General features: G+C 53.7%; 20 protein-coding genes and 1 pseudogene. 18 read left to right on the forward strand and 3 right to left on the reverse strand.

What is annotated here, in order from left to right; genetic code table 11:
• From MJ257_RS07230 to MJ257_RS07240, 3 genes are all read right to left on the reverse strand, one after another.
• A partial coding sequence (locus tag MJ257_RS07230) for a mandelate racemase/muconate lactonizing enzyme family protein (RefSeq protein ID WP_240268594.1) occupies positions 1-1376 on the reverse strand: 1376 nt, incomplete at its 3' end.
• A gap of 37 nt (positions 1377-1413) precedes the next feature.
• Positions 1414-2190: an SDR family NAD(P)-dependent oxidoreductase gene (locus MJ257_RS07235; protein ID WP_240268595.1), complete on the reverse strand. Its 777-nt coding sequence runs from the start codon at positions 2188-2190 to the stop codon at positions 1414-1416.
• Complete coding sequence (locus MJ257_RS07240; protein WP_240268596.1) at positions 2187-2984, reverse strand: SDR family NAD(P)-dependent oxidoreductase; 798 nt, start codon at positions 2982-2984, stop codon at positions 2187-2189. Before MJ257_RS07240 ends, MJ257_RS07235 begins: the two co-directional genes overlap by 4 nt.
• 173 nt (positions 2985-3157) lie before the next feature.
• Between MJ257_RS07240 and MJ257_RS07245 the strand changes: the two are divergent.
• The 18 genes and pseudogenes from MJ257_RS07245 to MJ257_RS07330 all read left to right on the forward strand — a co-directional run bounded on the left by MJ257_RS07245 (position 3158) and on the right by MJ257_RS07330 (position 26255).
• Positions 3158-4073: pseudogene (locus tag MJ257_RS07245) on the forward strand (RCC1 domain-containing protein).
• Positions 4074-4176: 103 nt separating this feature from the next.
• Positions 4177-5442 carry an alkaline phosphatase gene (locus MJ257_RS07250; protein ID WP_240268597.1) on the forward strand — a complete coding sequence of 422 codons (1266 nt, stop codon included), beginning with the start codon at positions 4177-4179 and terminating at the stop codon, positions 5440-5442.
• 170 nt (positions 5443-5612) lie between these two features.
• Positions 5613-6395, forward strand: a complete 783-nt coding sequence (locus MJ257_RS07255; protein ID WP_240268598.1) for an alpha/beta hydrolase — start codon at positions 5613-5615, stop codon at positions 6393-6395.
• Positions 6392-7813: a family 43 glycosylhydrolase gene (locus tag MJ257_RS07260; protein ID WP_240268599.1), complete on the forward strand. Its 1422-nt coding sequence runs from the start codon at positions 6392-6394 to the stop codon at positions 7811-7813. Before MJ257_RS07255 ends, MJ257_RS07260 begins: the two co-directional genes overlap by 4 nt.
• A 140-nt stretch (positions 7814-7953) precedes the next feature.
• Complete coding sequence (locus MJ257_RS07265; protein WP_240268600.1) at positions 7954-9939, forward strand: hypothetical protein; 1986 nt, start codon at positions 7954-7956, stop codon at positions 9937-9939.
• A gap of 216 nt (positions 9940-10155) precedes the next feature.
• Complete coding sequence (locus tag MJ257_RS07270) at positions 10156-11091, forward strand: ABC transporter permease (protein WP_240268601.1); 936 nt, start codon at positions 10156-10158, stop codon at positions 11089-11091.
• Positions 11092-11109: 18 nt separating this feature from the next.
• Positions 11110-12000 (forward strand): carbohydrate ABC transporter permease, encoded by an 891-nt coding sequence (locus MJ257_RS07275; RefSeq protein ID WP_240268602.1) that lies wholly within the window; start codon positions 11110-11112, stop codon positions 11998-12000.
• Positions 12001-12117: 117 nt separating this feature from the next.
• Positions 12118-13803, forward strand: coding sequence for an extracellular solute-binding protein (locus MJ257_RS07280; RefSeq protein ID WP_240268603.1), 1686 nt, complete (start codon positions 12118-12120; stop codon positions 13801-13803).
• Between the two features lie 73 nt (positions 13804-13876).
• On the forward strand, positions 13877-15796 hold the full coding sequence (locus MJ257_RS07285; RefSeq protein ID WP_240268604.1) for a cache domain-containing sensor histidine kinase: 1920 nt from the start codon (positions 13877-13879) through the stop codon (positions 15794-15796).
• Positions 15771-17369, forward strand: a complete 1599-nt coding sequence (locus tag MJ257_RS07290; protein WP_240268605.1) for a response regulator — start codon at positions 15771-15773, stop codon at positions 17367-17369. The genes MJ257_RS07285 and MJ257_RS07290 overlap by 26 nt, the downstream gene beginning before the upstream one ends.
• Before the next feature lie 220 nt (positions 17370-17589).
• On the forward strand, positions 17590-18324 hold the full coding sequence (locus tag MJ257_RS07295) for an ABC transporter ATP-binding protein (protein WP_240268606.1): 735 nt from the start codon (positions 17590-17592) through the stop codon (positions 18322-18324).
• The gene (locus tag MJ257_RS07300; RefSeq protein WP_240268607.1) at positions 18324-19100 is read left to right on the forward strand and encodes an ABC transporter permease; all 777 of its coding nucleotides are present in this window, start codon (positions 18324-18326) and stop codon (positions 19098-19100) included. Before MJ257_RS07295 ends, MJ257_RS07300 begins: the two co-directional genes overlap by 1 nt.
• 19 nt (positions 19101-19119) lie before the next feature.
• Positions 19120-19896 carry an ABC transporter permease gene (locus MJ257_RS07305; protein ID WP_240268608.1) on the forward strand — a complete coding sequence of 259 codons (777 nt, stop codon included), beginning with the start codon at positions 19120-19122 and terminating at the stop codon, positions 19894-19896.
• A gap of 9 nt (positions 19897-19905) precedes the next feature.
• Positions 19906-20610: a winged helix-turn-helix domain-containing protein gene (locus MJ257_RS07310; protein WP_240268672.1), complete on the forward strand. Its 705-nt coding sequence runs from the start codon at positions 19906-19908 to the stop codon at positions 20608-20610.
• On the forward strand, positions 20607-21689 hold the full coding sequence (locus MJ257_RS07315; RefSeq protein ID WP_240268609.1) for a sensor histidine kinase: 1083 nt from the start codon (positions 20607-20609) through the stop codon (positions 21687-21689). Before MJ257_RS07310 ends, MJ257_RS07315 begins: the two co-directional genes overlap by 4 nt.
• A 122-nt stretch (positions 21690-21811) precedes the next feature.
• Positions 21812-24082 carry an AraC family transcriptional regulator gene (locus MJ257_RS07320; RefSeq protein WP_240268610.1) on the forward strand — a complete coding sequence of 757 codons (2271 nt, stop codon included), beginning with the start codon at positions 21812-21814 and terminating at the stop codon, positions 24080-24082.
• 292 nt (positions 24083-24374) lie between these two features.
• Positions 24375-25337 (forward strand): ABC transporter permease, encoded by a 963-nt coding sequence (locus MJ257_RS07325; RefSeq protein ID WP_240268611.1) that lies wholly within the window; start codon positions 24375-24377, stop codon positions 25335-25337.
• A gap of 18 nt (positions 25338-25355) precedes the next feature.
• The gene (locus tag MJ257_RS07330; protein ID WP_240268612.1) at positions 25356-26255 is read left to right on the forward strand and encodes a carbohydrate ABC transporter permease; all 900 of its coding nucleotides are present in this window, start codon (positions 25356-25358) and stop codon (positions 26253-26255) included.
• Positions 26256-26279 lie beyond the last annotated feature (24 nt).

Here is a 26279-nt window from a genome sequence, read left to right on the forward strand (position 1 = left end):
CGGTCGTTCGAATAATGATGATTCCATTGATCCGTCGATTCCCAGAGGCCGCCGATTCTCGGGTGAAGATGCCGGGCCAGCACCTCGTCGTTCAGATCATCGATCCCGAGTCCCGGGGCGTCCGTTAGCGTAATAAAGCCATTCTGGACCAGCTTATCCGGGAGGCGGCTGCCGATGACGATGTCGTCCCACCAATCGACTTCGCAGGAATGGTATTCCAGGGCAAGGAAGTTCTCGGTCGCCGCGGCGACGTGAGCGGCGGCCAGGCAGGCGATGGGGCTTTCCGCCATATGGATCGCCATTGCGACGCCGTAATCCTGTGCCATGTCCCCGATTTTCTTTGTCTCCAGGATGCCTCCGGACGTCAGCACGTCCGGATGGACGACGGACACGCCGCCGGCTTCGAGAAGCGGCTTGAAGTTATCCTTCAAATAGATGTCTTCCCCCGTACAGATCGGCGTCGTTACGGCGCGGGCCAGGCGGGCGTACTGGTCGGTATACTGCCATGGAATCATATCCTCCATCCAGGCGAGGTTGAACTTGTCGATGCGTCTGCCCAGCTTGATGCAATCCTCGAGTCCGATATGGCCGAAGTGGTCGATGGCGAGCGGCACCTGGCTGCCGATGACCGACCGGACGTCCGCAACGTACTGCTCCAGCATGTCGAGTCCTTTTTCCGTGATGTGAATGCCGGTAAAAGGGTGCGGAATGTTGTAGATATCGTAGTGGCGGTTCTTGATTTCGCGAAGCTCCTGCTCGGTGAGGTTGCCTGCGTCCCGGGCATAGCGGCGCTTCGAGATTTCCCGCATCTCTTCCAAGAAACCTAGCGGAGCGCTCAGCGTCCCCGGCTCGTCGATGATTTGGCCGATGCCGAGATCCATCTTCAGAAAGGTGAAGCCGGCTTCCATTCGTTTCTTGAGCGCTTCCCCCATCGCTTTGCCGGTGTCTTTGCCGTCAACATCCGTGTCGCAATACATGCGGATCCGGTCGCGGAACTTGCCGCCAAGCATCTGGTAGATCGGCACGCCGTACGCCTTGCCGGCCAGATCCCACAGGGCAAGCTCAATACCGCTGACGCCGCCGCCTTGACGGGCATGGCTCCCGAACTGCTTGATCCGGCGGAACAGCTTGTCGATGTTGCACGGGTTCTCCCCGAGAAGCCGGCTCTTCAGCATGAGGGCGTAAACCTTGTCTGCGCCGTCGCGGACTTCCCCGAAGCCGACCAGCCCTTGATTTGTGTATACCTTGATCAGGCTGCTGTGAAACGGCCCGCCGATGATATCGGTGAAGCGAATATCGGTAATGCGCAGCTCCGAGGGGCTGGAGGAGGTACGGACATGGGCCAGCGTTTGTTCGTACGTTTCTTTGTTAACCATGTAATCACTCCTAATCGGGTGGTTTGCTGCAGCCGCGCTACAGCAGCATGCTCCCGCCATCGAGCCGGATGGCGGAGCCCGTCATATAATCGCTTTCGTTCGAGGCGATGAAGCAGGCGAGGTGGGCGACGTCGAGCGGGAGCCCCACGCGCCCCATCGGAAATTTCTCTTGGTGGTGCTTGCGCCGCGCCTCCCGTTTCTTCTCTGCGTCCGGATCATCCGGCGAGATGAGGTTGTATTTCCCCACGTCGACGGCTCCCGGCTCGATCGTGTTTACCGTTATCCCGTAAGGAGCCAGCTCGATCGCGCTTTCCCGCCCGAGCATGCGGATCGCGCCTTTGGTCATGGCATAAACCGGATCGAAATCGGTCGGCCGCTTGGCGTGTACCGAAGAGATGAGGATAATTCGGCCGGTTCTTTTCCGCTTCATGCCGGGAATGACGGCTTGGATGCATTGCCAGTACCCCTTCACGTTCGTATCGAACAGGCGATCGAACGTGTCGCCGTCGTGCTTGAAGAGGTCGTAATTCAGTTGCACGGCGGCGTTGTTGACGAGAACATCGATATCGCCGGCGCGGCTTTCGATCCGGCGAACCATCCCGTCGATCTCCTTCTGATTCGAGACGTCCGCTTGGACGATGAAGCTTTCGCCTCCCGCTTCGTCGATTCGTCTCTTCGTCTCGAGAACGCCGGCTTCGCTTCGGTTATAGTGGAGCGCAGCGATGGCGCCTCTCTTGGCCATCTCGAGAGCGATCCCCTGGCCGATGCCGGTTCCGGCTCCTGTTACGAGTGCGACCTTGCCCGCTATGCTCATGGCGAATCACCGCTCCTTGGCCGTTTCATTTTATGATCCATATAATGAAGCAGGAATCCCCCGTCCAGCCGGATATCCGCGCCGTTCACGAAACGCGCCTCGCTTGACGCCAAGAAGCGGGCGACGTTCGCGATGTCATCCGCGGTACCCAACCGAGCGCTCGGTACCTTGGTATCGCAACTGCGGTAGAGCGTCGTCAGCGAGCTGCGGAACCGCTCGTCGTCGCCTTCCATCGGGCCGGCTTCGATCGTATTCACGCGAATGCCGTGGCGCCCCAGCTCAAGGGCCGCCTCTTTGGCCAGCATCTTGACGGCGCCTTTGGATGCGCTGTAGGCGAAGGAGGTGCCGGTCGGCTTCTCGGCATGGATAGACGAGACGAAAATGATGCAGCCGGCCTCCCGCGCCGCCATTGCCTTCCCGGCCGCTTGCGCACAAAGGAAGGCCGATTTCGCGTTCGTCCTCATCACTTCCCGGAACGACGCTTCGGAACCGGCTTCAACGGTAAGGGGAACAAGACGATCGTTGGTATGGATCAGGACGCTTAGCGCACCGAGCTCCCGCTCCGCAAGCAGGACAAGCTCGTTAGCGTTTGTGCCGACGCTCAGGTCGACGTTCTTCACGATCACTTTGGAGCCGGCCGCCTTGGCCATGTCGATCTCGGCGGCCGCCTCCTTCCCATCGGACGGACTGTTCAGCAGAAAATGAGCGCCATCCTCGGCGAAGCGGCGGATCAGTGCCTTGCCCGCCGGATGGTCGACGTCCGTAATCAGAACGACTTGTGCAGGTTGAGTCATACATCACCCCCGGGTTGCCACTTTGTAAGGGCAGCTAGCTATGTCACACTACCATCATAAGTTTCGGCCGCCCCCGGGTTCGAGACGTTAATCTTATGATTTTGTTTGATTTTTTTCGATAGCTTTTCGTATGATTAGGTCAACATCGAACGCGCAAGGCAGGGAGGTAAGAGATGGAACCTATTTCACAGAAGGAACCGCCGTTTCAGGCAAAATGCTGGCCTAACGCGACCCTGGCGGCAGGCCCGCGGCATTCCGTCGGGCTTCGATCGGACGGCACGGTCCTCGCTGCGGGCGATTCTAAACATGGCCAATGCAAAGTTAACGACTGGCGTAACATCGTGGCGGTAGCGGCAGGTAATGTACATATGGCGACGAACACGGGAAATTCGCATACCGTTGGTCTTCTGTCGGACGGTACGGTGGTGGCGGCCGGTTGGAACCAGCATCGCCAATGCGAGGTGAGCGGATGGAGCGGGATCGTAGCGATCGCCGCGGGATGGCGCCGGACCCTCGGGCTCAAATCCGATGGTACGGTAACGGCTGTGGGGAGGAATGCGGAAGGCCAATGCGAAGTAAGCGACTGGCGTGGAATCGTGTCGGTAGCCGCAGGGGATTGGCATACCGCCGGACTCCGATCGGACGGTACGGTGAAGATGGCGGGAAATAATCGTTATGGCCAATGTAACGTAAGCAGTTGGAGCGAAATCGCCGAAGTGGCGGCAGGTTATCTTTTATACCGTTGGTCTTCGGTCGGATGGCACCGTGGTCGCTGCGGGATTGAACAAGCATCACCAATGCGAGGTGGAGGCCTGGCGCGATATTGTGGCGATTGCAGCTGGTAGCTATCATACCGTGGGGTTAAAGGCCGACGGTACCGTCGTGTCGGCAGGCTGGAATTTACACGGGCAAGGTGAGGTCGGCCACTGGCGCGATGTTGTAGCGATCGCCGCGGGATGCGCCCATACGCTTGGCCTAAAATCGGACGGCACGGTGGTTGCCACTGGCGTTAATAACTACGGCCAATGCGAGGTGAGCGGCTGGAGAAGCATCCAGCTTCCCGGCAGAGGTTTCCGCTCCGAGCCATGAGTTAGAGGGTTTAACATTATTTAACATACTTAATACATCTCGTTAATATAAGGTATTTATCATAGAGTACGGAAACTTAAATCATTTAGGAGGTTCGTACTTTATGAAACTTGCAAAAAGCATGCGTTTAAGAACGGCATTCGCGGTGACTGCGGCGGCAGCGGTTGCGGTAACCGGCATTCTGACCGCACAGACCCCGAGCCCGGCAGTGGCAGCCTCCTCGCAAACGAAAAACGTGATCCTGTTCGTTGGGGACGGGATGGGGAATGCAGCACGCAACGCCATTCGGTTGGCTACGGTAGGAGAGAAAGGCAAACTGGCGATGGACGACATGCCTTATGCCGGACTGGTACATACGAGCTCGACGTCGGCCGTGACCGACTCGGCGGCTTCCGCTACGGCTTATGCCAGCGGGGTAAAAACGTATAATGGCGCGATCGGGATGGACGCCAACAAGAAACCGGTTAAAACGATTATGGAATACGCCAAACAAGCCGGGTTGTCCACGGGGGTCGTTACCACCAGCCAGGTGACGGACGCGACCGGAGCGGCCTTTGGCGCCCATGTCGAGAATCGTTCCGCGCAAAGTGACATTGCGCTGCAATTTCTGACCAAGAGCAAAGTGGATGTTCTGCTGGGCGGAGGCGAGGATTTCTGGTTCCCGGCTGGTAACCCGGGCGCTTTCCAAGACGAACCGGCAGAGGATCCTTCCGAGAAGAGTAAAGGGACCCAGGGCAACCTGGTCGATAAAGCCAAACAGCTGGGCTATACCTACGTCAGCAATAAAGAAGATCTGCAAAAAGCAAAGGGCGGCAAGCTTCTCGGTTTGTTCGCCAATGAAGAGATGTTTCAGCAAAGAGAAGAAGGGGACGGCGATATTTATAACCCGGTCGTATCTCTTCCGGACATGACCAAGAAAGCGATCGACACGTTGTCCAAAAACAAAAAAGGCTTCTTCCTGATGGTCGAAGAGGAAGCAACCGACGAGATGGCGCACGAGAACAATGCCGCATTGACCATTAAAGCCGGTCAGCAGCTGGATAAAGCCGTACAGGTCGCCAAGGATTTCGCCAAGAAAAACCCGGATACGCTCGTGTTGGTGTTAGCCGACCATGAGACCGGCGGCCTTTCGATCGAGTCGGTGGATGCGGAGGACGAATCCGGGGACGCGATCTCCAAGGAAGACGGACCGTTCGCGATCGCGGGTTCCAAGGAACAATTTATCGTCGATTGGACGACGTCCGGTCATACGGCCGTCGATATTCCGGTCACGGCAATGGGGAAGAACGCCAACCTGTTCACCGGGGTGTTCGAAAATACGGAAATCTTTACGAAGATGATGAAAGCGTTGGGCCTTACAGCAAAATAATGTCCGAAGTTCTATGAACAAACAGGCGATCGTCAAGTTGGGTGACCCACTTGGCCGGTCGCCTGTATTTATTTTAAAGAAATGCGGATGAGTTCTTTAGTTTCGGCCTATCGATCGTTTTTTTGGAAGCGCTATAATTCATGTATCCACTGACCGAGAGGATGAAGATCATGAATAGACAAGAATCGGATACGTCCAGCAATTCGCATGGCGGACGCGTCGAGATCGTGGAATATAACTCCACGACCGTCGGAACCCGACGCAAAACTAGAGTTTATACTCCCCCCGGTTATTCCGGGGACCAAACGTATCCCGTGCTCTATTTATTGCATGGCATAGGCGGGGATGAAAACGAGTGGTTTGAGCATGGAGAACCCCATCTCATATTGGATCGGCTGTATGCGAACGGGGAGCTTATGCCCATGATCGTCGTGATGCCCAACGGTCGTGCCATGCCGGAAGACAGAGCCGAAGGCGATCCTTTCGCCCCCGAGAAGCTCGAGGCGTTTGAACGATTCGAAATGGATTTGCTCCAGGATCTGATTCCGTTCGTAGAAGCGAAATACCCGGTTAGGAAGGAACGGGAGAGCCGTGCCATCGCCGGTTTATCCATGGGCGGCGGGCAATCCCTGAACATCGGCCTCAGCCATCTTGATCATTTCGCCTGGATCGGGGCGTTCTCCCCGGCCCCCAACACGAAGTCTCCCGGGCAGCTTGCTCCGAATCCGCAGGAAACGGCGGCACGCTTGAGCTTGCTATGGCTTTCTTGCGGTGATGAGGATTCTCTGAAATACGTCAGCGACCGGACACATGCTTACTTCGCCGAACAAGGGATCCCCCACGTTTGGGTGGAGGAAAGCGGGGGCCACGACTGGCCTGTGTGGAGAAAAGGTTTGAAGGAATTTTCCGAGCGGATTTTTCGAAAGGAACGGAAAGAGGGGACCGGATCATGAAGAAGCAAGGGTTCAATCCGTATCTGCCGTCTTGGGAGTATGTCCCTGACGGGGAGCCGCATGTCTGGGGCGACAGGGTTTACGTATACGGGTCGCATGACCGCTTTAACGGTCATGTGTTTTGTTTAAACGACTATGTGTGCTGGTCGGCTCCCGTGGAGGATTTGGGGGATTGGCGGTACGAAGGCGTCATCTACAAGAAAACCGATGACCCCCTGAATCCGGACGGTCGGATGTGCCTCTATGCCCCGGACGTTACGGTCGGACCGGACGGGCGGTATTACCTTTATTACGTGCTCGACAAGGTTCCGGTCGTTTCGGTCGCCGTCTGCGATACCCCGGCCGGAGAGTTCAAATTCTACGGGTACGTCAAGTATGCCGACGGCACGCGTTTGGGAGAAAGAGCCGGCGACGAGCCCCAGTTTGACCCCGGCGTTTTGACGGAAGGCGAGCGGACTTACTTGTACACCGGATTTTGTGCGCCCGGAGACCGATCCCGACACGGCGCGATGGCTACGGTGCTGGGCCCGGATATGCTCACGATTGTGGAGGAACCGGTTTTTGTTGCGCCGAGCGAGCCTTACAGCAAGGGCGGCGGGTTTGAAGGGCATGCGTTTTTTGAGGCCCCTTCGATCCGTAAGCATGGCGGAACTTATTACCTGATCTATTCCTCGATCGTCATGCATGAGCTTTGTTTCGCAACCAGCTCCCATCCGACTCGAGGTTTCGTCTATCAAGGCGTCATCGTCAGCAACAATGATCTTCATATCGATACCTATAAACCGGCGGACAAGCCGATGTACTACGGCGGCAACAACCATGGCAGCATCGAAGAGATCAACGGGCAATGGTACGTGTTCTATCACCGTCATACCAACGGTACGGCGTTCTGCCGGCAGGGCTGCATGGAGCCGATCACCCTACGCGCCGACGGAACGATCCCCCAAGCGGAGATGACCTCCTGCGGTCCGAATGGCGGTCCGCTTGTTGGACGGGGAGAATATCCCGCCTACCTGGCTTGCCATCTGTTTTGCAAAGACGAAGCGTTGTATACCGGCGGATTTGGCACCGGGGCCTGGATGGACAGCCGTTTTCCGAAAATCACCCAAGAAGGAAGGGACGGGGATCAGAAGACCGGATATATCGCCAATATGACCGATTCCGCCACGGCCGGGTTCAAGTATTTCGATTGCCAAGGCATTACGAGGGTCAAAATCAAGGTGCGCGGATATTGCCAAGGCGCTTTCGAAGTCCAAACGGCATGGGACGGTCCGTCGCTCGGAACCCTTCCGGTTGACTTTACGAACGTCTGGACGGAATACGCCGCTGACATCGTCATTCCGGACGGCGTACAGGCCGTTTATCTCAAGTATACCGGGAACGGAAGCGCGGACCTGGCTTCGTTTACCTTGGAATAGGCGTCCCGACGATCCGGCGTTTTTCGGGAGAGGTCACGCAATTTCGGGAGAGGTCACGCAATTTCGGAAAACGGAAGGAAGGTCTTCGAAATGTCGTATAATTTTGATGAATTGACCATTCCGAAGGAGCGACTTTAGATATGAGACCTACCCAAATCAACGTAAGCGGCAATATTGAATTGAAATCGCTTCCGGACGGCGGGCGTTTTCTCAAAATATCCCCCGATGGGGGAAGGCTTCATTTCGCCGGCCTGCAGTTCAAGAAAGGCCAATACCTGGTGCTGGAGCTGACGGTTCAATCGATCACGGAATTTCAAATGGTGCTCGGATTTTCTAAGCATGACCCCGGTTCGGAGCATAACGTGCCGGATTTGTATTGCATGACCGGCTTCCTGCCGCAGATCCGGATTCGAACGTACTTTGACCTCGCGCATTTGGATGCCCAGAGTATCTATCTGGAACGAACGCCGGGCAAGCTGAAGTCGTTCTTGCAGGGAACCGCCTTAGAACCGGAGCAAGTCGAGCATTTTGAGATGATTTTTCTGCCGTTCTATATGAATCGTTCCTTTATCCTGCATGATTTGTATCTTGCGGACGAGAAGCCCGATTGCAGACTCGGACCGGAGGTGGAACCGATCGTCGATGAGCTGGGACAGTTGAAGATGAAGGACTGGAGCGGCAAAACCGGCTCGGCGGACGAACTGGTCCAATATTTGCGGAAGGAAGCCGAAGCGGCCTCGGGCGCGGAGTTTGGACCGGAATACAGTGCGTACGGAGGGTACAAATCCATTTCCTTTGAGCCTACAGGGTACTTTCGGGTGGCGCAGCAAGGCGACAGGTCTTGGCTGGTGGACCCGGACGGATATGCTTTTTACAGTAAGGGGCTGGATGTGGTCACTCCCGGGGAAGCGGGACGCATCGACGGCATCGAGCCTTGTCTGGAGTGGCTTCCGGAGAGGGAAGGGGCTTACGGACCTGCGTTCCGGGCGGGAGAAACGTTGAATGGGCAACGTTATTATAATTATGCCGTCAGCAATCTGATTCGGGCTTTCGGCGGGAATTATCGCGAGGCTTGGAGCCAAATGACCCGTTCCCGGCTGATCGATTGGGGATTCAATACGATCGGGAACTGGTCGGATCTGAACTTTGCTAAGCGGGCGAAGCTGCCCTATGTGATGCCGCTATCCGGTTTTCCGATGACCGAAAAGGCCGTGTACCGGGATTTCCCGGACGTGTTCAGCCAGGAGTACCGGGAGGCGTCGGAGCGGTATGCTGCGCAGCTGGAGCCGTTCAAGGAAGACCGCTGCCTGATCGGATACTTCATGTCGAACGAACCGCATTGGGCGTTTAGGGACAGGGTGAACCTGGCGCGGGAAATGTTCCGCGGCGGACATGCTTTTGCCAGCAAGGAGGAGCTGATTCGTTATCTTACGCACAAATATGAAGGGAATCCCCAGGCGCTGAGCGAGGCGTGGGCGATGGAACTCGCCGATTTCGAAGGGATCCGGCAGCTTCGCTATGAACAATTCACCGATGCGGCCGACGCGGATCTATTGGCATTTTCCCGCCGGATGGCCCATGAATTTATTCGCATTCCGGCCGTAGCCTTGAAGCGGGTCGATCCACATCACTTGAACCTCGGCATCCGGTACGCCTGGATATCGTCGGAGTTGGTGCTGGAGGGAAGCGAATATTTTGATGTCTATACCTACAACTGCTATAAGTTCAAACCGGATGAGGCGGATATTAGGTACATCTTTGAACAGACCGGCAAGCCGGTGATGATCGGGGAATTCCACTTCGGTGCTCCGGACGTAGGGCTGCTAAGCCCAGGTCTGAAAGGCGTATACACCCAGGCCGACCGCGGCAAAGCGTACCGATATTACACGGAATTTGCTGCGAGTCAGAAGCATTTGGTCGGTACGCATTACTTTATACTGAATGATCAAGCAACGCTTGGCCGATTTGACGGGGAGAACTACCAGATCGGGATCGTTGATGTCTGCCACCGGCCTTATGAGGCTTTTGTGCAGGAAATCAAGGCCACCCATGCGGGATTGCTGGACGTGATTCAAGGAAGAAGAGCCCCGTACGATGTCCAGCCGGAAGAGCTGATTATTAAGTAAGCGTTGAAAGCCCGTACATTTCGGTACGGGCTTTCTTTTTTTATATCGAATGGCTAGCCGAAAAACGAATACATCGATACGAAATCTGGAGCATATCCCTATGGCCCGATCCCAAGTACAATAGATACAGATAGGTGAAAGTGCTTACAATAATAGACTAGAACAGCTTGGAGGTCAGAGGGGATGGAAATGCAGCCGTCAACGCAACCCGCAGCCATGCAAGAGATAGAAACGCCGCCCTCGTCAAGGCGAAAATGGCTGAAGAAACTCTACTCGCAAAGACATATTCAGATTATGGCTTTGCTCGGCATCGTTTGGATGATCATCTTCAACTATATTCCGATGTACGGTGTCGTCATCGCTTTCAAGGACTACGACATTATTCGAACGATAGCCGAAGCCCCATGGGCCGGTCTTACGCACTTTAAGGAATTTTTGCAGGACGAGAATTTCGTCAATGTCATGAAAAATACGCTCGGGATCAGTTTGCTGAAGCTGCTCACTTTCCCGTTGCCGATCGTATTCGCCCTGTTCCTGAATGAGGTTCGTTCGCTCCGCTACAAGAAGGCGATCCAAACGATCTCCTACCTGCCTCACTTCCTGTCTTGGGTCGTGCTTGGCGGTATCTTGGCGACATGGCTGTCGGACGTGGGCATCATCAACGATATTTTCATGGCCCTGAATATCATCGATAAACCGATCTCGTTCTTGGCCGAGCCGAAATATTTCTGGACGATCGTCATCACTTCGGATATTTGGAAAGAATTAGGGTGGTCCGCAATCATCTACTTGGCGGCGATTACGAGCATTTCGCCCGAAATGTACGAAGCGGCCACCATTGATGGGGCCGGACGGTTCCAACAGATGTGGTATGTCACGCTTCCTGCGATCAAAGCCACGATCAGCATTTTGTTCATCCTGGCGGTCAGCGGCGTGCTGAACTCCAACTTCGACCAGATCCTGGTGTTGCGTAACTCACTGAACGACAGTGCAAGTAATGTTATAGATTACTACGTCTACTATACGGGGATATCCTCGGGCCGGTACTCGTTCTCCACGGCGATCGGATTGTTCAAGTCCGTCATTGCGCTCATCCTGCTGCTGATTGCCAACCAAGTATCCAAAAAACTCAACGACACTTCGTTGTTTTAGGCCAAGGGGGACCTGCACATGTTTTCATTAAGCCGCAGAACGAAAGGCGAAGTCGTCTTCGATACGCTCAATAATTTGGGAATGCTGCTGATCTGCTTCGTTACGCTGTACCCGATTTGGTACGTGCTGATCAACGCCTTCAACGACGGGAAGGACGCCATGCTCGGGGGCATTTACTGGTGGCCTAGGGTGTTCAGCCTGGAGAATTTCAAGGCGGTATTCGATAATCCCGGCATTATGACCGCGATGGGACTTACGGTTGCCAAGACCGTCATCGGCGTTGTAGCGCACGTCTTCTTTACAGCAATGGTCGCCTACGCCTTTTCTCGCAGAGATCTGATCGGAGGAAAGCTGTACATCCTGCTAGGGACAATCACCATGATTTTCTCCGGAGGGCTCATTCCGACCTTCCTGCTCATCCGGGATTTGCATATGCTCGATAATTTTATGGTTTACATCATTCCGGTGCTGTTCAGCTTCTTTGACCTGATCATCTTTATGACCTTCTTCCGGGAAATTCCCGATGGACTGGAGGAAGCGGCCCGGATTGACGGAGCTAATGATTGGACGGTCTTCCTGCGAGTGGTGCTTCCGGTATCGATGCCAGTTCTCGCGACGATCGCTTTGTTCCACGGGGTATATCAATGGAACGATTACTTTACGGGGATTATTTACGTCAACAACGAGAACTTGCAGCCGATCCAGACGTTCCTATACCGGGTTGTGGCCCAGTCGAGTTCCAACATTATGACGACGGCCGTACAGGGCAGCGCGGTGACCAAAACCGTCACTTCCCAATCCATCAAGCTGGCAACGATGGTCGTAACGACCCTGCCAATCGTGTTCGCTTATCCGTTCCTGCAACGCTATTTCGTTAAAGGGATGATGATCGGCTCGATCAAAGGTTAAGAGGCGGTCTTCGACCGAACTCACCATCTTCAACGGTAACTCCTCCAAGCCGCTTCACGGCGGCTATGGAGTTGCACATAAAAGGAATCACACCAAATGAGAAAAGGGGTAAAAAGCATGGGCATGAAAAGCAAGTCCAAAAAAATGATGACGCTGCTGATGGCGGCCATCATGGTCCTGTCTCTGGCTGCTTGCGGTAGTAATGGCAATGCCAACAAAGAAAGCGCTAACAACAAGGCTGCCAACACCAATACGCAGGAATCCACCGAGCCGGCCGTAACTCCATCGGCAGACGAACCGGGTTGGAAATCCGATACGTCTCCGATCACGTTCGACTGGTACCTGAACTTTGCCTGGTTCCCGAATAAATGGGGCGTTGACCCGACTTCCCAATACGTAACGAAGAAGACGGGCGTAAATATCAACTTCATCGTTCCTGCCGGCAATGAAAACGAGAAGCTGAACACGTTGATCGCTTCCGGCAAGCTGCCTGATTTCATTACGCTGGGCTGGTATGAAGACGGCGTGAAGAAGATGATCGAAGGCGGACTCGTTGAACCTCTGAATAAATTGGCTGACCAATATGATCCATACTTCTTCAAAGTGGCTGACCCGGATAAACTGGGCTGGTACACGCAACCCGACGGGAATGTATACGGATATCCGAACTCCTCCTCGTCTCCGAAAGACTACGAGAAATACGGCGATACTTATGTATCCAACCAAACATTCGTCGTACGTAAAGACATCTACGAAGCTATCGGCAGCCCTGACATGCGTACACCGGAAGGCTTCCTGGCTGCTCTGAAAGCAGCTCAAGAGAAATTCCCTGAAATCAACGGCCAACCGCTGATTCCGTTGGGCTTGCATGAATTTACAGCTGTCGGTAATGACTCCCTGGAACAATATCTGCAGAACTTCCTGGCGATTCCGAGACAAAAAGACGGCAAGCTGTACAACCGTGAAACGGATCCGGAATATGTAGCTTGGTTGAAAACGCTGCGCAAAGCCAACGAAGAAGGCTTGCTGGCGAAAGATATCTTCATCGACAAACGCGCTCAAATGGAAGAGAAAATCGCGCAAGGACGTTACTTCGCGATGCTGTACCAACGCACGGACTTCGCAGCTCAATTGGGCACCTTGTACCAACAAGATCCAAACAAGATTTACATCGCGGTTGACGGTCCTGCCAACTCCAAACTGGATCCGCCTACGCTGAATGGTCCTTCGATCTCCGGCTGGACGGTAACTCTGATCTCCAAAGATGTGAAGGATAAAGCTCGCGCGATCAAGTTCCTGAGCTACCTGATGAGTGAAGAAGGTCAAAAAGACCTTTACCTGGGTGAAAAAGGCGTCAGCTATGACACGATTGACGGCAAAGACCAATTCAAACCGGAAGCCTTCGATCTTATGAATAAAGACCGGGCAGCATTCGACAAACAATACGGTTCTTCCTTCACTTTCTGGATGATGCAAAACACCAACATCACCCAACAATGGCAGCCTGAATCGGTTGAACCCTACAAACAGTTGGAAGACTGGACTCGCGGTAAAACGATCAGCGTCTCCGAATTTGACTTGATCGATCCGTTGGCCAACTCGGATGAAGGCATTATCCTTAGCAAAATTAAGGATCTGCGCAGCAAGACATTGCCGAAGTTGCTGATGGCGCCGTCCGATGCCGAATTCGATAAGATTTGGGCGGATTACATCAAGAAACAAGAAGATCTGGGACTTGCTAAAGTACAGGCGTTCCAGCAAACTAAGTACGAAGAGAACAAGAAGAAACTTGGCATGCAATAATCATCGCTCTGCCCAAAAAACGCCCGCGAACCGCGGGCTTTTGGGCGTTTTATGAAAAGGGGTCAATCGGCATATGGATAGAAGCAAGCCCTGGGCAGCTTGGTGGGATTCGTTTAAGTATTGGTTTGGGCGCCGCTCGCTTCAGAGCCGCCTGATCGCATCCTATATTTTTATCATCTTGGGACCCAGTGCCTTGGTGTCCTTTTATTCGTATGGAGCCATCAACAACATGTATGTCCGTGATGCCGAAGACAAGAATGCCTCGCTGCTGGAGATGGAAGTCCAGCATATCGATACCCAGATTGAATCGATGGTACGGGCGGTGCAAGTCGCCTATGATGATATTGAAGTCCAGGATTATCTCGCCAATACGACCGAGCCCGGCACGGAAGAGCTGGTCAATTTCAGCAACAACAGCTTTAAAAGCTTGACGCGGATTCAATATTACAACCCGAACGTGGAGCATCTGCGCTTGTTCTCCAGCAGCAACGTCACCGAAATCTGGCCGATCTTCTTCCGGGAAAGCCGGGTAGCGGGCGAGCCTTGGTTTCAGGAGGCGAAGGAATTAAAGGGCATGGAGTCCTGGTCTTTCTTATATAATGACCCGGACATCATGGAACGGTACAAGGGACAAACCCCTGCGCCAACCCCAAAGGTGTCCCTGCTCCGGGAAATGAGCATCCCGGCCAACCATCATGTCGGAATGGTCCAGGTGGATATGCTGCTCGAGAAATTCAGCCCGAGAACTTACGCGGCTGCTCAGGACAATGACTCGAAAATGCTTCTGATGGATAGCAAAACCCAGATGTTTACCCGATCGCAGAACTCTTATCTGCAAGCCAACCCGGGAATGGAGCAAGCGATTCGGGAACGCTTGTTGCGGTATAAAGAAACCGGGGTTTGGGATATTCACTACAAAGAGAACGGAAAATCATTTCTGCTGCTGCACAAGCCCATTGAGCGGATCAACGCGGATCTGCTGAATATCGTGTCCATGGACGGCGTGCTGAAAGAAATTTCACATATGCGCAATATCTTGATCGGAGCGAACATCGGATTTATTACCCTCGTCACGGTCATCGCTTATATACTCAATGCGTTTATTCTCAAGAATCTCCGCGTGCTGACGGAAGAGATGAAGAAGGTGCGGCGCGGAGAGGCATACAGCGGCATCACGATCCGCGGCGGAGGCGAGGTCGGGGAGCTGGCGCATCATTTTTCCAAGCTGATGAATACCATCAATTCGCTGGTGGCTCAGGCCGTGTACAAGGAGGCGCTCACGAAGGAAGCGGAGTTGCGCACGCTTCATAACCAAATCGATGCTCATTTTCTGTATAATACATTAGAGAATATAAAGATGCTGGCCGAAATCGAAAACCAACGGCAAATTTCCGATGCCCTGACTTCCCTGGGGGGAATGATGCGGTATAACTTTAAATGGTCCGGGGAATACGTGAAGCTGCGCGATGAAATACGCCATATCGAAAATTATATCGAAGTGATGAATATCCGGTTCGATGAACCGATCGAGCTGCAGTTGGAGATTCCAAACGATCTCCTTGAAATGGAAATGCTCAAGATGTCTCTGCAGCCGATCGTCGAAAATGCGGTGAAGCATGCCTGGACCGGGGAAGAGGAACGATCGCGGAACATCTCGATCGAGGTTCTCGAATTGCCCCGTAGCGATATCCGAATCGTAGTGACGGACAACGGGAGAGGGGTCGACGAGACCTCGCTCCTCGAGTTGAACCTGGAATTGGATAAGGTCGGCCTGACAGATAAGATTCCGGGCAATTTTGCATCGAAGTCGTCGAACCATTACGGGATAGGCCTTCGTAACGTTCAAGAGCGCATTCGGCTTTACTATGGAAAACAATACGGCCTGAAGGTCTTCAGCGAGCAAGGACAGTTCACCCAGGTTGTGATGATCATGCCGAAGGTGCTGTTAACAGGGAGGGTTGGCACAGATGACAAAACTATTGATCGTGGATGACGAGAAGAACATCCGTATTGGATTAAAGACCATGATTGAACGCGAATTCCCGGGTCTGTATGATCTGACCACGGCAGCTCAAGGGGCGGAAGCTCTTGAGCTGTACCGGGCCCAAGGCGCGGACATCATGATTACGGATATCCGCATGCCCGTGATGGATGGGATCGCGTTAATCGAGCAGGTATCGGAAGGACCATTGCCGGCCGGACAGATCGGTCGGCCGCTCATCATCATCCTCAGCGGGTACGAGGACTTTAGATATGCCAAAGCGGCCATCCGATATCAGGCTGTCGATTATCTGCTGAAACCGATCCGCCGGGACGAATTGTTCGCGGCGCTGCGCAAATGCCAGGACAATCTGGCGAAACGCTCGCATATGGCCGAGCAAATGGCCGCCACGGAGAGTTATCGGCTGCAGGTCCAATCCGTGCGTCTGCAGGAGCTCCTGCTGCAACCGGAGTTGGCTGGGGAGGACCTTGGCATCTGGAGTACCGAAATCGGTTTCGATCAATATGCTTTGCCCTTCTGGATCGCGGCACTAACCTACAAAAACGTGGACGGCAGCCGGATGAAGAAGGAGGATTTGAAGTCGCTTGCGGAGCATATGTTCGAAAGCGTGGACGGTGTCCTCAGCGCCTCCTTGCTGGACCGCGAGGGACGAATGATCCTGGTTGGCGGTCCGCGGAGCAAGTTCGAGGACCTGTCGCTGCTGGCCGCGGAACGGGAGCTTGACGGAATGTTGATCGGCGTCAGTCAAGAGGGAAGCCGGCTCACGGATCTGGCCTTATGCTACCGCCAGGCGTGCGAATCGCTGAAATATACGTTTATTTATCCGAAGACCCGGTTGATCTGGTACGATGACATGAAGATGAAGCGGCTGTCTTATCCCGTGCCGAAGGAAGCCATCCGTAAACTTGGCAATATCCTGGGCACGAATCGCGAGAAGGAAATCGGACCGCTGCTGCAAGAGATTTTCCGGATTGATCAGCTGCCCGAAATCGATATATCGTACTTGGAGGCCGTCAGCCGGCATATGAACGAGCAGGTGTTGGATGAAGTGTTCCGCGTATACGGCGAAGCTTCCGTCGACGTGCTGAAGTTGTACCGCAAAGTGGGAGATCTGTCGAACTTCTGCCATTTTCACGACTATTTCCGATCGCTGGAGCAGTTATTATCGGATCTGGATGAATATATCAAAGAGGTTCGTTCCGCTCACAGCGAGCATGGAGACATGAAAGAAGCGGTGACGTATATCGAGAACCATTACCACCGGCAATTAAACATGGCGATCGTCAGCAACCATGTGTCGCTGAATTACTCCTATTTCAGCGAGGCTTTTAAGGCGTATACCGGCGAGAGCTTTGTCACTTACCTGAAAAAAGTAAGAATTCGCAAAGCGAAGGAACTGCTCGGAAAGGGTTCGCTGAAGCTGTCGGAAATCGGCACCGCCGTCGGGTTCGAGAATACCCGTCATTTCTCCCGCGTCTTCAAAGAGCTGGAGGGCGTGTCTCCTCAGGAGTATCGAGACAAGTTGGCGGCCGGTAATGTGCGGCTCTCGGGGGCTGACAGCTAAACCGTTGAGGGATCACCGCTGCCTAGGCCAAATGTCGGTCAAAAGAATAAAACATTCCTCGTCTGAAAGCTCGTACCTCCCCGGTACGGGCTTTTTTGGCAGTTTATCAAATGTTAATAAATACACCATGGATCGTTTATTTTTTCACCATTCACTATTCATACCTTGGGTTTAGCCTATTAGAAGCGATACTTCTAAACCAAGGCAGGAAGGTGAACTCATGAGCGGCAAGGTGCTATTGGAAACGAATAACCTGACGAAAACGTTCGGAACGAGAACGGCCGTCGATCGGTTGAGTCTCAGGGTGGAGGAAGGCGATATCTATGGATTTCTGGGCCGCAACGGATCAGGTAAAACAACGACGATCCGGATGATTACCGGATTAGTCTACCCCGATGCGGGGGAGGTGCTGATCGGCGGGGTTGATTTGCGCACGAATTTCAAAGCAGCCATATCCCAGGTGGGCGCGATCGTGGAGAACCCCGTTTTCTACGGCTATTTATCCGCATACGATAATCTTTGCCTGATGGCGAATCTGCTGCCCGGCATTACGCAGAAGCGAGTCGATGAAGTGCTCGAGATGGTCGGGCTCCGGAATCGGGCGAAGGACAAGGTCCGAGCCTATTCGCTGGGGATGAAACAAAGACTCGGGATCGCAAACGCGCTGTTGGGCGATCCGCGATTGATCATCCTGGACGAGCCGACCAACGGGCTTGACCCGCAAGGGATGAGAGAAATCAAGGAAATGATTGCGCAGCTAGCCTCCGAGCGCGGGATTACGTTCTTCATCTCCAGCCATCTGCTTCATGAGGTCGAGCAAATCTGCACGAAAGTCGGTATCGTCCAGGATGGCCGGCTGCTTGCCGAAGGGAAAGTGGCATCGATCGTGCCCCCGGAAACTACGTTGGAGCAATTCTTCTTCCAAGTGACGAACGGAACGGGAGGGCGGGGTTGATGATCCGTCTGGCAAGGAACGAGCTGTTTAAAATGTTAAGATTGAAAAAAATGGGTATCTTCATGTTCATCCTGGTACTCAATGCGATCATCACCGTTTACTATTATCAACTGGATGGAAACGTAAAGACGGTGATCGTTACCCCCAACGGCCAATCGCTTCCGCTGACGTTCATTTACGGCATGGCCCAGTTTATGGCCATCTTCATTCCCGTCTACGTCACGGACATCATCACCGAAGAGTACCGCAAAGGAACGTTGAAGTTATCTTTATTGCGTCCGGTCAGCCGGGTCGAATGGCTTCACGCCAAGATCACCGCCTTATTGTTTTTTATCGTCATCCTGGTCGGCTTCACGGTCCTATCCTCCTATGCGGTGGGGACCGCGGCGTTGGGTTGGGGCGATCATACGGGATATGGCGGAGCGTCGTATTTGCCGGGAGCAGGCGTATGGCTGACCCTTAAGCTTTATGCCCTGATGATATTGCCGTATATGGCTTGCGGAATGATCGTCGTGTGGATCGCGATTTGCTGCGACAGCATGAGTGTAGCTCTCGTAATTTCGATCGGCCTCCTGAACGCGGCTCAATACTTGAATGCATTTGAAGAAATCAAACCTTACTCGATCGTGAATCAGATGTATTTTTACCATGAATCCGTCGGGCAGAATAGGCTCGGGGAACCGGCGATTCAAAGCACCGTCGTGATCTTGATTTATCTCATCGTCTTTTATTTGCTGAGCGTCCAATCGATCAAGAGGAAAGATCTTGTTCTTTAGGCTAAAAGGGGGAGTTTCCATGATACACCTTATCCAAAATGAATTAATCAAAGCGGCCCGGTTGACAAAAATACCCCTTTTCTTCTGTCTCATCACCGGAATCGAGATCATCTTCGTACTTCAATCCCGTTGGAAAGAGACGAATTTCTCCGCTATCGATTTGAACGGGCAATCGCTGGCCTTTCAGGTGTTAAACGGCAGCACGGAGTTGATGATCCTGTTCATGGCGGTCCTAGCTGCAGACCTGATCGCCGATGAGATTCGGAGCGGAACCCTAACCCTGACGCTGGTTCGCCCGGTCAGCCGGATCGAGCTGCTGAATGCCAAGGTGGCGTCATTTTTTCTGCTTGTAGCTGTAGGTTTGGGGTATTTGGTGATTTCCTCCTATATTGTGGGGACGCTTGCTTTAGGTTGGGGAGAACAGTTTGTGCTGGAAGGAGTCGCCTATTCGTCCGGACAAGGGATTTGGGTTACGATGCGATCCTTTCTGCTGATGCTGCTGCCGAATCTGGGGTTCGGGATGATTGTGATCTTCATCGGTATCGTCGCGTCCAATCTGGGCGTTACGATAGGGTTACCGCTGGGGCTTATGGCCTTGTCTCCGTTCGTGGAAGGGATCCGTCAGGTGAAGGATTATTTTATCGTCTACCAGATGCGGTATTTTCATCTGCATGAGTTGCATGATCCGTTTTCCGCCGAATCCTTCAAAGGAGTTCTTAGTACGATCGTTACCATTGGTTTTTTTTACCTTGGAAGTGTTATAGTGTTGAAGAAGAAGGATCTCATGGGTAAGTAGGTGAAGTTCGTGCACGGCAGCCCCATTTTGATTGTTGAAGACGAAAGCGAAATTGCCGAGCTGCTGCAAGATTATCTGGAAGAAGAACAATTTGACGTGCTCATCGCCGGCGACGGGGATGAGGCGCTTCAAATGTTCAAGTCTTATCGGCCGCAATTGGTCATTCTGGACATCATGCTCCCTAAACTGAATGGATTGGAGCTTTGCCGCATCATCCGTGCGGAATCCGCGGTCCCCATTATCCTGCTCAGCGCGAAAAAAAGCGACGTAGACAAAATCCTCGGGTTAGGTCTAGGCGCCGACGATTATGTCGTGAAACCGTTTAGTCCCGGGGAAGTGGTCGCGAGGGTCAAAGCGCAGCTAAGAAGAGTGAATCAGCTTTCGGCTCCTGCAGAGAAACCGGAGGATGTTCTTCGTTTTTCCGAATTGGAGATCCATTTGAAGGCTTATGAGGTCAAGGTCCGAAACCGTCCTGTATCGTGTTCCGCCAAGGAATTTGAAGTCCTTCGTTTCCTGGCGCTCCACCCGAACCAGGTTTTGACGCGCGAGCAAATTTTCGGCCAGGTTTGGGGTTATAACGAGTACGGCGATCTGAATACGGTCACGGTGCATATAAAGAAGCTGCGGGAGAAGATCGAGGAGGATCCGTCGAATCCCCTGTACATCAAGACCGTGTGGGGCGTAGGGTATAAGTTTGATGGAGGAACGTCATGAGATTGAGATGGGGATTGCGATTCAAAATCATCGCTTCTTTGCTGGGAATCGTGCTACTACCGCTGATCCTGATTACGTTTTCCGGAACGTTTTCAGGCTCTTCGGCAGCTCCGGCAACCGTCGATCCCCGGATGATGTTCATCTCGGCGTTGTTTATTTTGGCCTTTGTCTGCTGTGCGTTCATTTTAACGAGATTGGTCACTAAGAACGTCCTGATCCCCTTGCAGGAGTTGAATGCGGCCGCCGCCAAGATCATGAACGGGAATTTGGATTTTCAAATCGAATACCGAAATCACGATGAGATGGGGCGCTTCAGCGCCGCATTTGAGTTGATGCGAGCGAGATTGAAGGAATCCTTGGACGGGCAGGCCGCCTACGAACGTTCCCGTCAAGAGCTGATCGCCAGCATATCCCATGATTTGCGGACGCCGCTCACCTCCATTCGCGGTTATGTGGAAGGACTGCAGGATGGCGTCGCCCAAAGCAAAGAGAAACAGGATCGGTATCTCGCCGTGATCCGGGACAAGACGGACAAGCTGGAACGGATGATCGATGAGCTCCTTCAGTTTTCACGGTTGGAGCTGGGGGAGATCGGGATGGAAACGACAAGGCAGGATAGTCGGGAATTGCTTGAAGCGATTCTAAGTCCGATCGAAAATGAATTCGATGATTTGACCGGGCGGTTCACCGTGGAAAGACCGTTTCCGTCCGTGCCGATCGAAGCCGATCGCAGCCGTATGGCGCAGGTATTCGAGAATTTGATCGTCAACGCGCGGAAATATGCGGGAGCGGACGCCCATATCGCCGTTACGGCAACCGTCGAAGAAGAGGCGGGACTTCGCATCGCCGTCAGGGACAATGGGCCCGGAATTCCGGCGGAGGATGTTCCCTATGTCTTCGACCGGTTCTACCGAGGCGAAAAATCCCGTTCAAGAGCCTACGGCGGTACGGGCCTTGGGTTGGCCATCTGCAAACAAATCGTGGAGGATCATGGTGGAACCATCGGTGTCCGGAGCATACCGGGGGCGGGTACGGAGTTTTATTTCACGATACCGGAAAGTCGAACGTTGGGGATATGAAGCCGGCGGTCAGTTGATGTATAATTTATCCAAGTTCCATTTGTAAGCGTTTTTATCCCTGCATTTTTAGCATGCGACATCCGTGAGCACGACGGCTAATCCATGACGGGAAGAGGGGACCTATGAAACGATTTCCGATGATGCTGCAACTGGCATTGATCCTGTTCTGCGTCATGGCCATTCCCACGGCCATCCTGATGTTCTACAGCGGCGCGCAGATCCTGCGGTATTCGGAGAAGGCGATCGCGGAATCCTCCTTGGCGGGACTGGACGCCAATCGAAGGCTGAACGAAAATGCGCTGAATAACCTGGCTCAGGACACGGTACGGTTAACCGCAAGCAGGGTCTTTGACCGCATCCGCCATTTTGAAACTTACCGAGAGCTTCAAGAGAATTACAACCATGTGAGCCAGGCGCTGACGGTGCTTCGGGAACTGGTAAATCTGAACAACCGGGTGAACGGGGTATCTTCCTCCTATTTCTACTTGAACGGTGCGGATTATGTGGTCTCGACCGACAAAGGCATTACGACTACGGACCGTTATGAACCGATCGGCTGGATGGAGAAGGTCCTTGCGGGACGAAGAGGGATCAGCGGCGTGTGGGTACCGCGAAGGCTATCCTCGGGAGAAACCGTCATCTCCTACGTGTTGCCCCTGAACCGTCTCTCGACGACGACGCGCGGGACGATCGTGGTTAATCTGCGGGAAAGCCAAATTGGGGAATATTTGCGGTCAACCGAGCCGGGCCAGCAAGGTTACCTGCTCATGCAAGCGGACGGGCGGATCATTTCGCACAACGACAAGGCGGTGCTGTTTACCGACGGAACCAAGCAGCCGTATATGCAAGAGATCCTGGACAGCCGAGTACGGGAAGGGTTTTCGTTTCATGAGCTCGAAGGCGAGCGGCTCCTGTACACCTGGTCCCGATCGGATTTGTTCGGATGGTGGAACGTCAGCATCTACTCCATGGACGAGCTGATGACCAAAACCAATAAGCTGCAGCACAATATCTTTTGGCTGACGGCGATCATGATCTTTGCCGGGAGCGTCGCGACGGTGTTCCTTGCGACTTGGCTGTCCAAGCCGTTGCGGGAGTTGGTGCGAACGGTGAGATCCAGCGGCAGCCGGGGCGTGGCGGATAAAAACGAACTGGCTTTTCTGGATGCCGTATTCAGACGGATGCAGGAGGAAGAAGAGGAGCTCTATCAATTGCTGCAGGAACGCGAGCAGGATACCCGCAGCCTGGCGCTCCATCGTTTGCTGCGTGGGGAGGAGGCTAAAGCGGCCGCGGAAATGTTTCCGAAAGCCTATTATCGGGTCGCCGTCGTTTCCATCGATCGCTACAGGCGATACGTAGACACAACCAACCCGGAAACCCGCAGCTATCACCGGTATCTGCTCATTTCGCATGGCGAAACCCAGTTCCCGCCCGAGGTTCCGGCCCGATGCGTGTATCACGGCGAGGGCTGCTTCGTGGTCGTGATCAATTTCGGGCCCGAGGAACAGGATCGCGGCTGCGAAGCGATCACGGGAGCGTTTGAGAGGTTAAGCATCTATGCGGCGGAGCTGCTCGGCCATACCGTTACCATCGGTATCAGCAGCCGGGCGGAGACAAGGAGCTTGATCCCGGACCGCGCGGCGGAGGCGATGGAAGTCATCAAACGGCGCATGGTTGAAGGCAGCGGCGGAATCACATATTGGAGACAGGAAGACGAACGCGGCAAAACCTATATTTATCCCGCAAACTGTGAACGACGGATTCTCAATTTCCTGGAAATCGGGGATCTCGATCGTCTCATGAACGAACTGGCCCTCATCCGCGATGAGATCCAGTCAGCCCCGAGCATTTCCTACGATAATATCATGTTCATCTACCACCAGCTGATCGGCGTCACAATCAAACACCTCAGGGAAAACAACATCAGCCCCACGCGAATTTTTGCGGGCCGGGGGAACATTTATTCCGCCATCGCCGGCATCGACACGCTTGATGAGTTGGACGATTATTTGCGCGAGTTCTATCGCGAAATCATTCAGCACCTTGCGCGTAACCCGGACGGCGAGAAAGGCTACGGAGAGCGGATCATTCGCTATCTCGAAACGCATTTCTGCGAGGAGATCGTGTTTGAGGAGATGGCCAAGGAGATCGGCATCAGCTATTCCTACATGCGCAAGATCGTTTACGAGTTGACGGGGAAAAGCCTGATCGATTACATCAATCTGCTGCGCATCGAGAAGGCCAAACGGCTGCTGCTGGAAACCGGGATGACGATGAAACAGATCGCCTCGGAAGTCGGTTACTACAATGTGCAAAGCTTTAACCGGTTTTTCCGTAAATACGAAGGGATGCCCCCAAGCAGCTATAAGGCGTCCAAGTTGCGAACCTCGTGATTCGTTTTTTTCGAACGAACCTGCATCACAAGCCTATTTCGGAAAATGGAGCGCTTTTCGTCCTGGTCAGGACGCGAAAGGCAGCTCCATTTTTGCTCATTCCCTTCAAATTTGATCATTTCGCGCAAAGAATGAGGGCAAAAGGGGAGAATCGATCAAAAGTGAAGCGGAAGATCAGAATTCATGATTTACCGGCTGGCGGACGGGAGAGTATGATGTGACTCAAACTCGCCATTGCCGGAACCGCCGCGATGGATCCGAGTCAGGCCAGACCATGGAGGAGGTGAATGTTGTGAAAGTTGAAAGCGCTTCAAAATCAAAGTCCAAATTGAGGGTTGGCCCGGCTTTAGGCCGGGGGGCTGCGTTCCATGTCCGGCGGGATTGGGAGCTTTACTTGCTGCTGTTGATTCCGTTGTCCTTCGTACTGGTGTTCAAGTTCGCGCCGATGTCCGGACTGGTGCTGGCTTTTAAGGACTACAAAATCGCCCGGGGGTTTTGGGGCAGCGAATGGGCGGGCTTTGAGGTGTTTGCCGAAATCTTCGCCAAACATGACTTCGGCCGCGCCGTCCGCAATACCCTGCTGCTGAATACGCTCGACTTGGTCTTTAGCTTCACGATCCCCGTCCTGCTCGCCATCCTGCTGAATGAAATCAAAAACGTAAAATTCAAACGGATTAACCAGACGCTGCTCTATCTGCCGCATTTTCTCTCCTGGATCATCATCGGGGCGATCGCTTATCAGCTGTTGAGCGAAAGCAACGGGGTCATCAATAACTTGATCGCGATGATGGGCGGCACGCGAGTTCCGTTCCTGCAGCAGGATACGAACTGGCTGATCAGCTATCTGGCGATCGGCATCTGGCAGAGCATGGGCTGGGGAACGATCATCTACTTGGCGTCCATGAGCGGCATTAACCCGGAGCTGTACGAGGCGGCAACCGTGGATGGGGCCGGGAGGTGGCGGAAGGTGTGGAACGTGACGTTGCCTTCGATCCGTCCGACCATCGTGACGTTGCTCATCATGAATTTGGGCCGGGTGATGGAAGGCTCGTTCGAGCGGATTTTTGCCCTGCAAAATAAAGCGACCACCGAATTCACGACGACGATTCCGGTCCTGGTTTACCGCTGGGGGATCGAAAGCGGAAACTTCAGCCGTGCCACGGCGCTCGGATTGTTCCAGTCCGTGATTGGGCTGGCGCTCGTCCTGCTGGCCGACCGGGTCGCCAAGAAACTTGGCGAGGATGGGCTGCTCTAAGAAAGGAGGCGAACCCTGATGAAAGCAATCGTAACTACGCTGCCGCTGCGCCGAAAACGCCGCTACGACGTCTGGGACGTCTTGATCCATCTTGCGCTGATCCTCGCCTCGCTCATGTGCCTGCTGCCGTTTCTTCATGTCGTGGCGAAGTCGCTTAGCGATGATGCGTTTGTGATCGCGAACAAGGTGTTTTTATGGCCGGAAGGGTTTACGTTGGAGGCGTACAGCAAAATCTTCGCCGATGCCAGTATTCTGCGTTCCTTGTACGTGTCGGTGGTGGTCACGATTTTGTTCACGGCGCTCGGCATGATCATCACGATTTGTGCGGCTTATCCGCTGTCCCGCAAGCAGTTGAAGGGCCGCACCACGCTGACGTTCCTCTTTATGTTCACCTTGTATTTTACCGGCGGGATCATTCCCGAATATATGCTGATCAGCAATCTCGGCATGCTGGATACGTGGTCGGCGCTCATTCTGCCGCAGGCCTTCAGCGCGTTTAACCTGCTAATCATGAAAACGGCGATTTCCAGCAGCATTCCGGTCAGCCTCGAGGAATCGGCGCGGATCGACGGGGCGGGGCATTTCCGCATCCTGTGGAGCATCGTGCTCCCGCTCTCCAAGCCCATTCTGGCGACGTTGTCGCTGTTCTATGCGGTGGGGCGTTGGAACGCTTATCAAGACGCGTTATTTTACATTAAGCAACGGGTGGACCTGCGGCCGCTGCAGCTGAAATTGTATTATCTGGTCATTCAGGCGAGCGAAAGCTTCCAACTGGAAGCAACGCAAGTCTCGCTGAGCAATCCCGAGGTGTTGAAAGCCTCGTGCGTCGTATTCGCCACCCTGCCGATCCTGTGCGTGTATCCTTTTATCCAGAAGTATTTCGTGCAGGGAGTTATGCTGGGGGCCGTCAAGGAGTAGTTAAGTCATTAACGATTAGGGGGA

The sequence above is a fragment of the Paenibacillus timonensis genome (genome assembly GCF_022427145.1).
Classification (GTDB): Bacteria; Bacillota; Bacilli; order Paenibacillales; family Paenibacillaceae; genus Fontibacillus; species Fontibacillus timonensis.

Coding starts and splice junctions, on each gene's coding strand:
- MJ257_RS07235 (WP_240268595.1), bottom strand. CDS start 2,190: ATGAGCATAGCGGGCAAGGTCGCACTCGTAACAGGAGCCGGAACCGGC.
- MJ257_RS07240 (WP_240268596.1), bottom strand. CDS start 2,984: ATGACTCAACCTGCACAAGTCGTTCTGATTACGGACGTCGACCATCCG.
- MJ257_RS07250 (WP_240268597.1), top strand. CDS start 4,177: ATGAAACTTGCAAAAAGCATGCGTTTAAGAACGGCATTCGCGGTGACT.
- MJ257_RS07255 (WP_240268598.1), top strand. CDS start 5,613: ATGAATAGACAAGAATCGGATACGTCCAGCAATTCGCATGGCGGACGC.
- MJ257_RS07260 (WP_240268599.1), top strand. CDS start 6,392: ATGAAGAAGCAAGGGTTCAATCCGTATCTGCCGTCTTGGGAGTATGTC.
- MJ257_RS07265 (WP_240268600.1), top strand. CDS start 7,954: ATGAGACCTACCCAAATCAACGTAAGCGGCAATATTGAATTGAAATCG.
- MJ257_RS07270 (WP_240268601.1), top strand. CDS start 10,156: ATGCAAGAGATAGAAACGCCGCCCTCGTCAAGGCGAAAATGGCTGAAG.
- MJ257_RS07275 (WP_240268602.1), top strand. CDS start 11,110: ATGTTTTCATTAAGCCGCAGAACGAAAGGCGAAGTCGTCTTCGATACG.
- MJ257_RS07280 (WP_240268603.1), top strand. CDS start 12,118: ATGGGCATGAAAAGCAAGTCCAAAAAAATGATGACGCTGCTGATGGCG.
- MJ257_RS07285 (WP_240268604.1), top strand. CDS start 13,877: ATGGATAGAAGCAAGCCCTGGGCAGCTTGGTGGGATTCGTTTAAGTAT.
- MJ257_RS07290 (WP_240268605.1), top strand. CDS start 15,771: ATGACAAAACTATTGATCGTGGATGACGAGAAGAACATCCGTATTGGA.
- MJ257_RS07295 (WP_240268606.1), top strand. CDS start 17,590: ATGAGCGGCAAGGTGCTATTGGAAACGAATAACCTGACGAAAACGTTC.
- MJ257_RS07300 (WP_240268607.1), top strand. CDS start 18,324: ATGATCCGTCTGGCAAGGAACGAGCTGTTTAAAATGTTAAGATTGAAA.
- MJ257_RS07305 (WP_240268608.1), top strand. CDS start 19,120: ATGATACACCTTATCCAAAATGAATTAATCAAAGCGGCCCGGTTGACA.
- MJ257_RS07315 (WP_240268609.1), top strand. CDS start 20,607: ATGAGATTGAGATGGGGATTGCGATTCAAAATCATCGCTTCTTTGCTG.
- MJ257_RS07320 (WP_240268610.1), top strand. CDS start 21,812: ATGAAACGATTTCCGATGATGCTGCAACTGGCATTGATCCTGTTCTGC.
- MJ257_RS07330 (WP_240268612.1), top strand. CDS start 25,356: ATGAAAGCAATCGTAACTACGCTGCCGCTGCGCCGAAAACGCCGCTAC.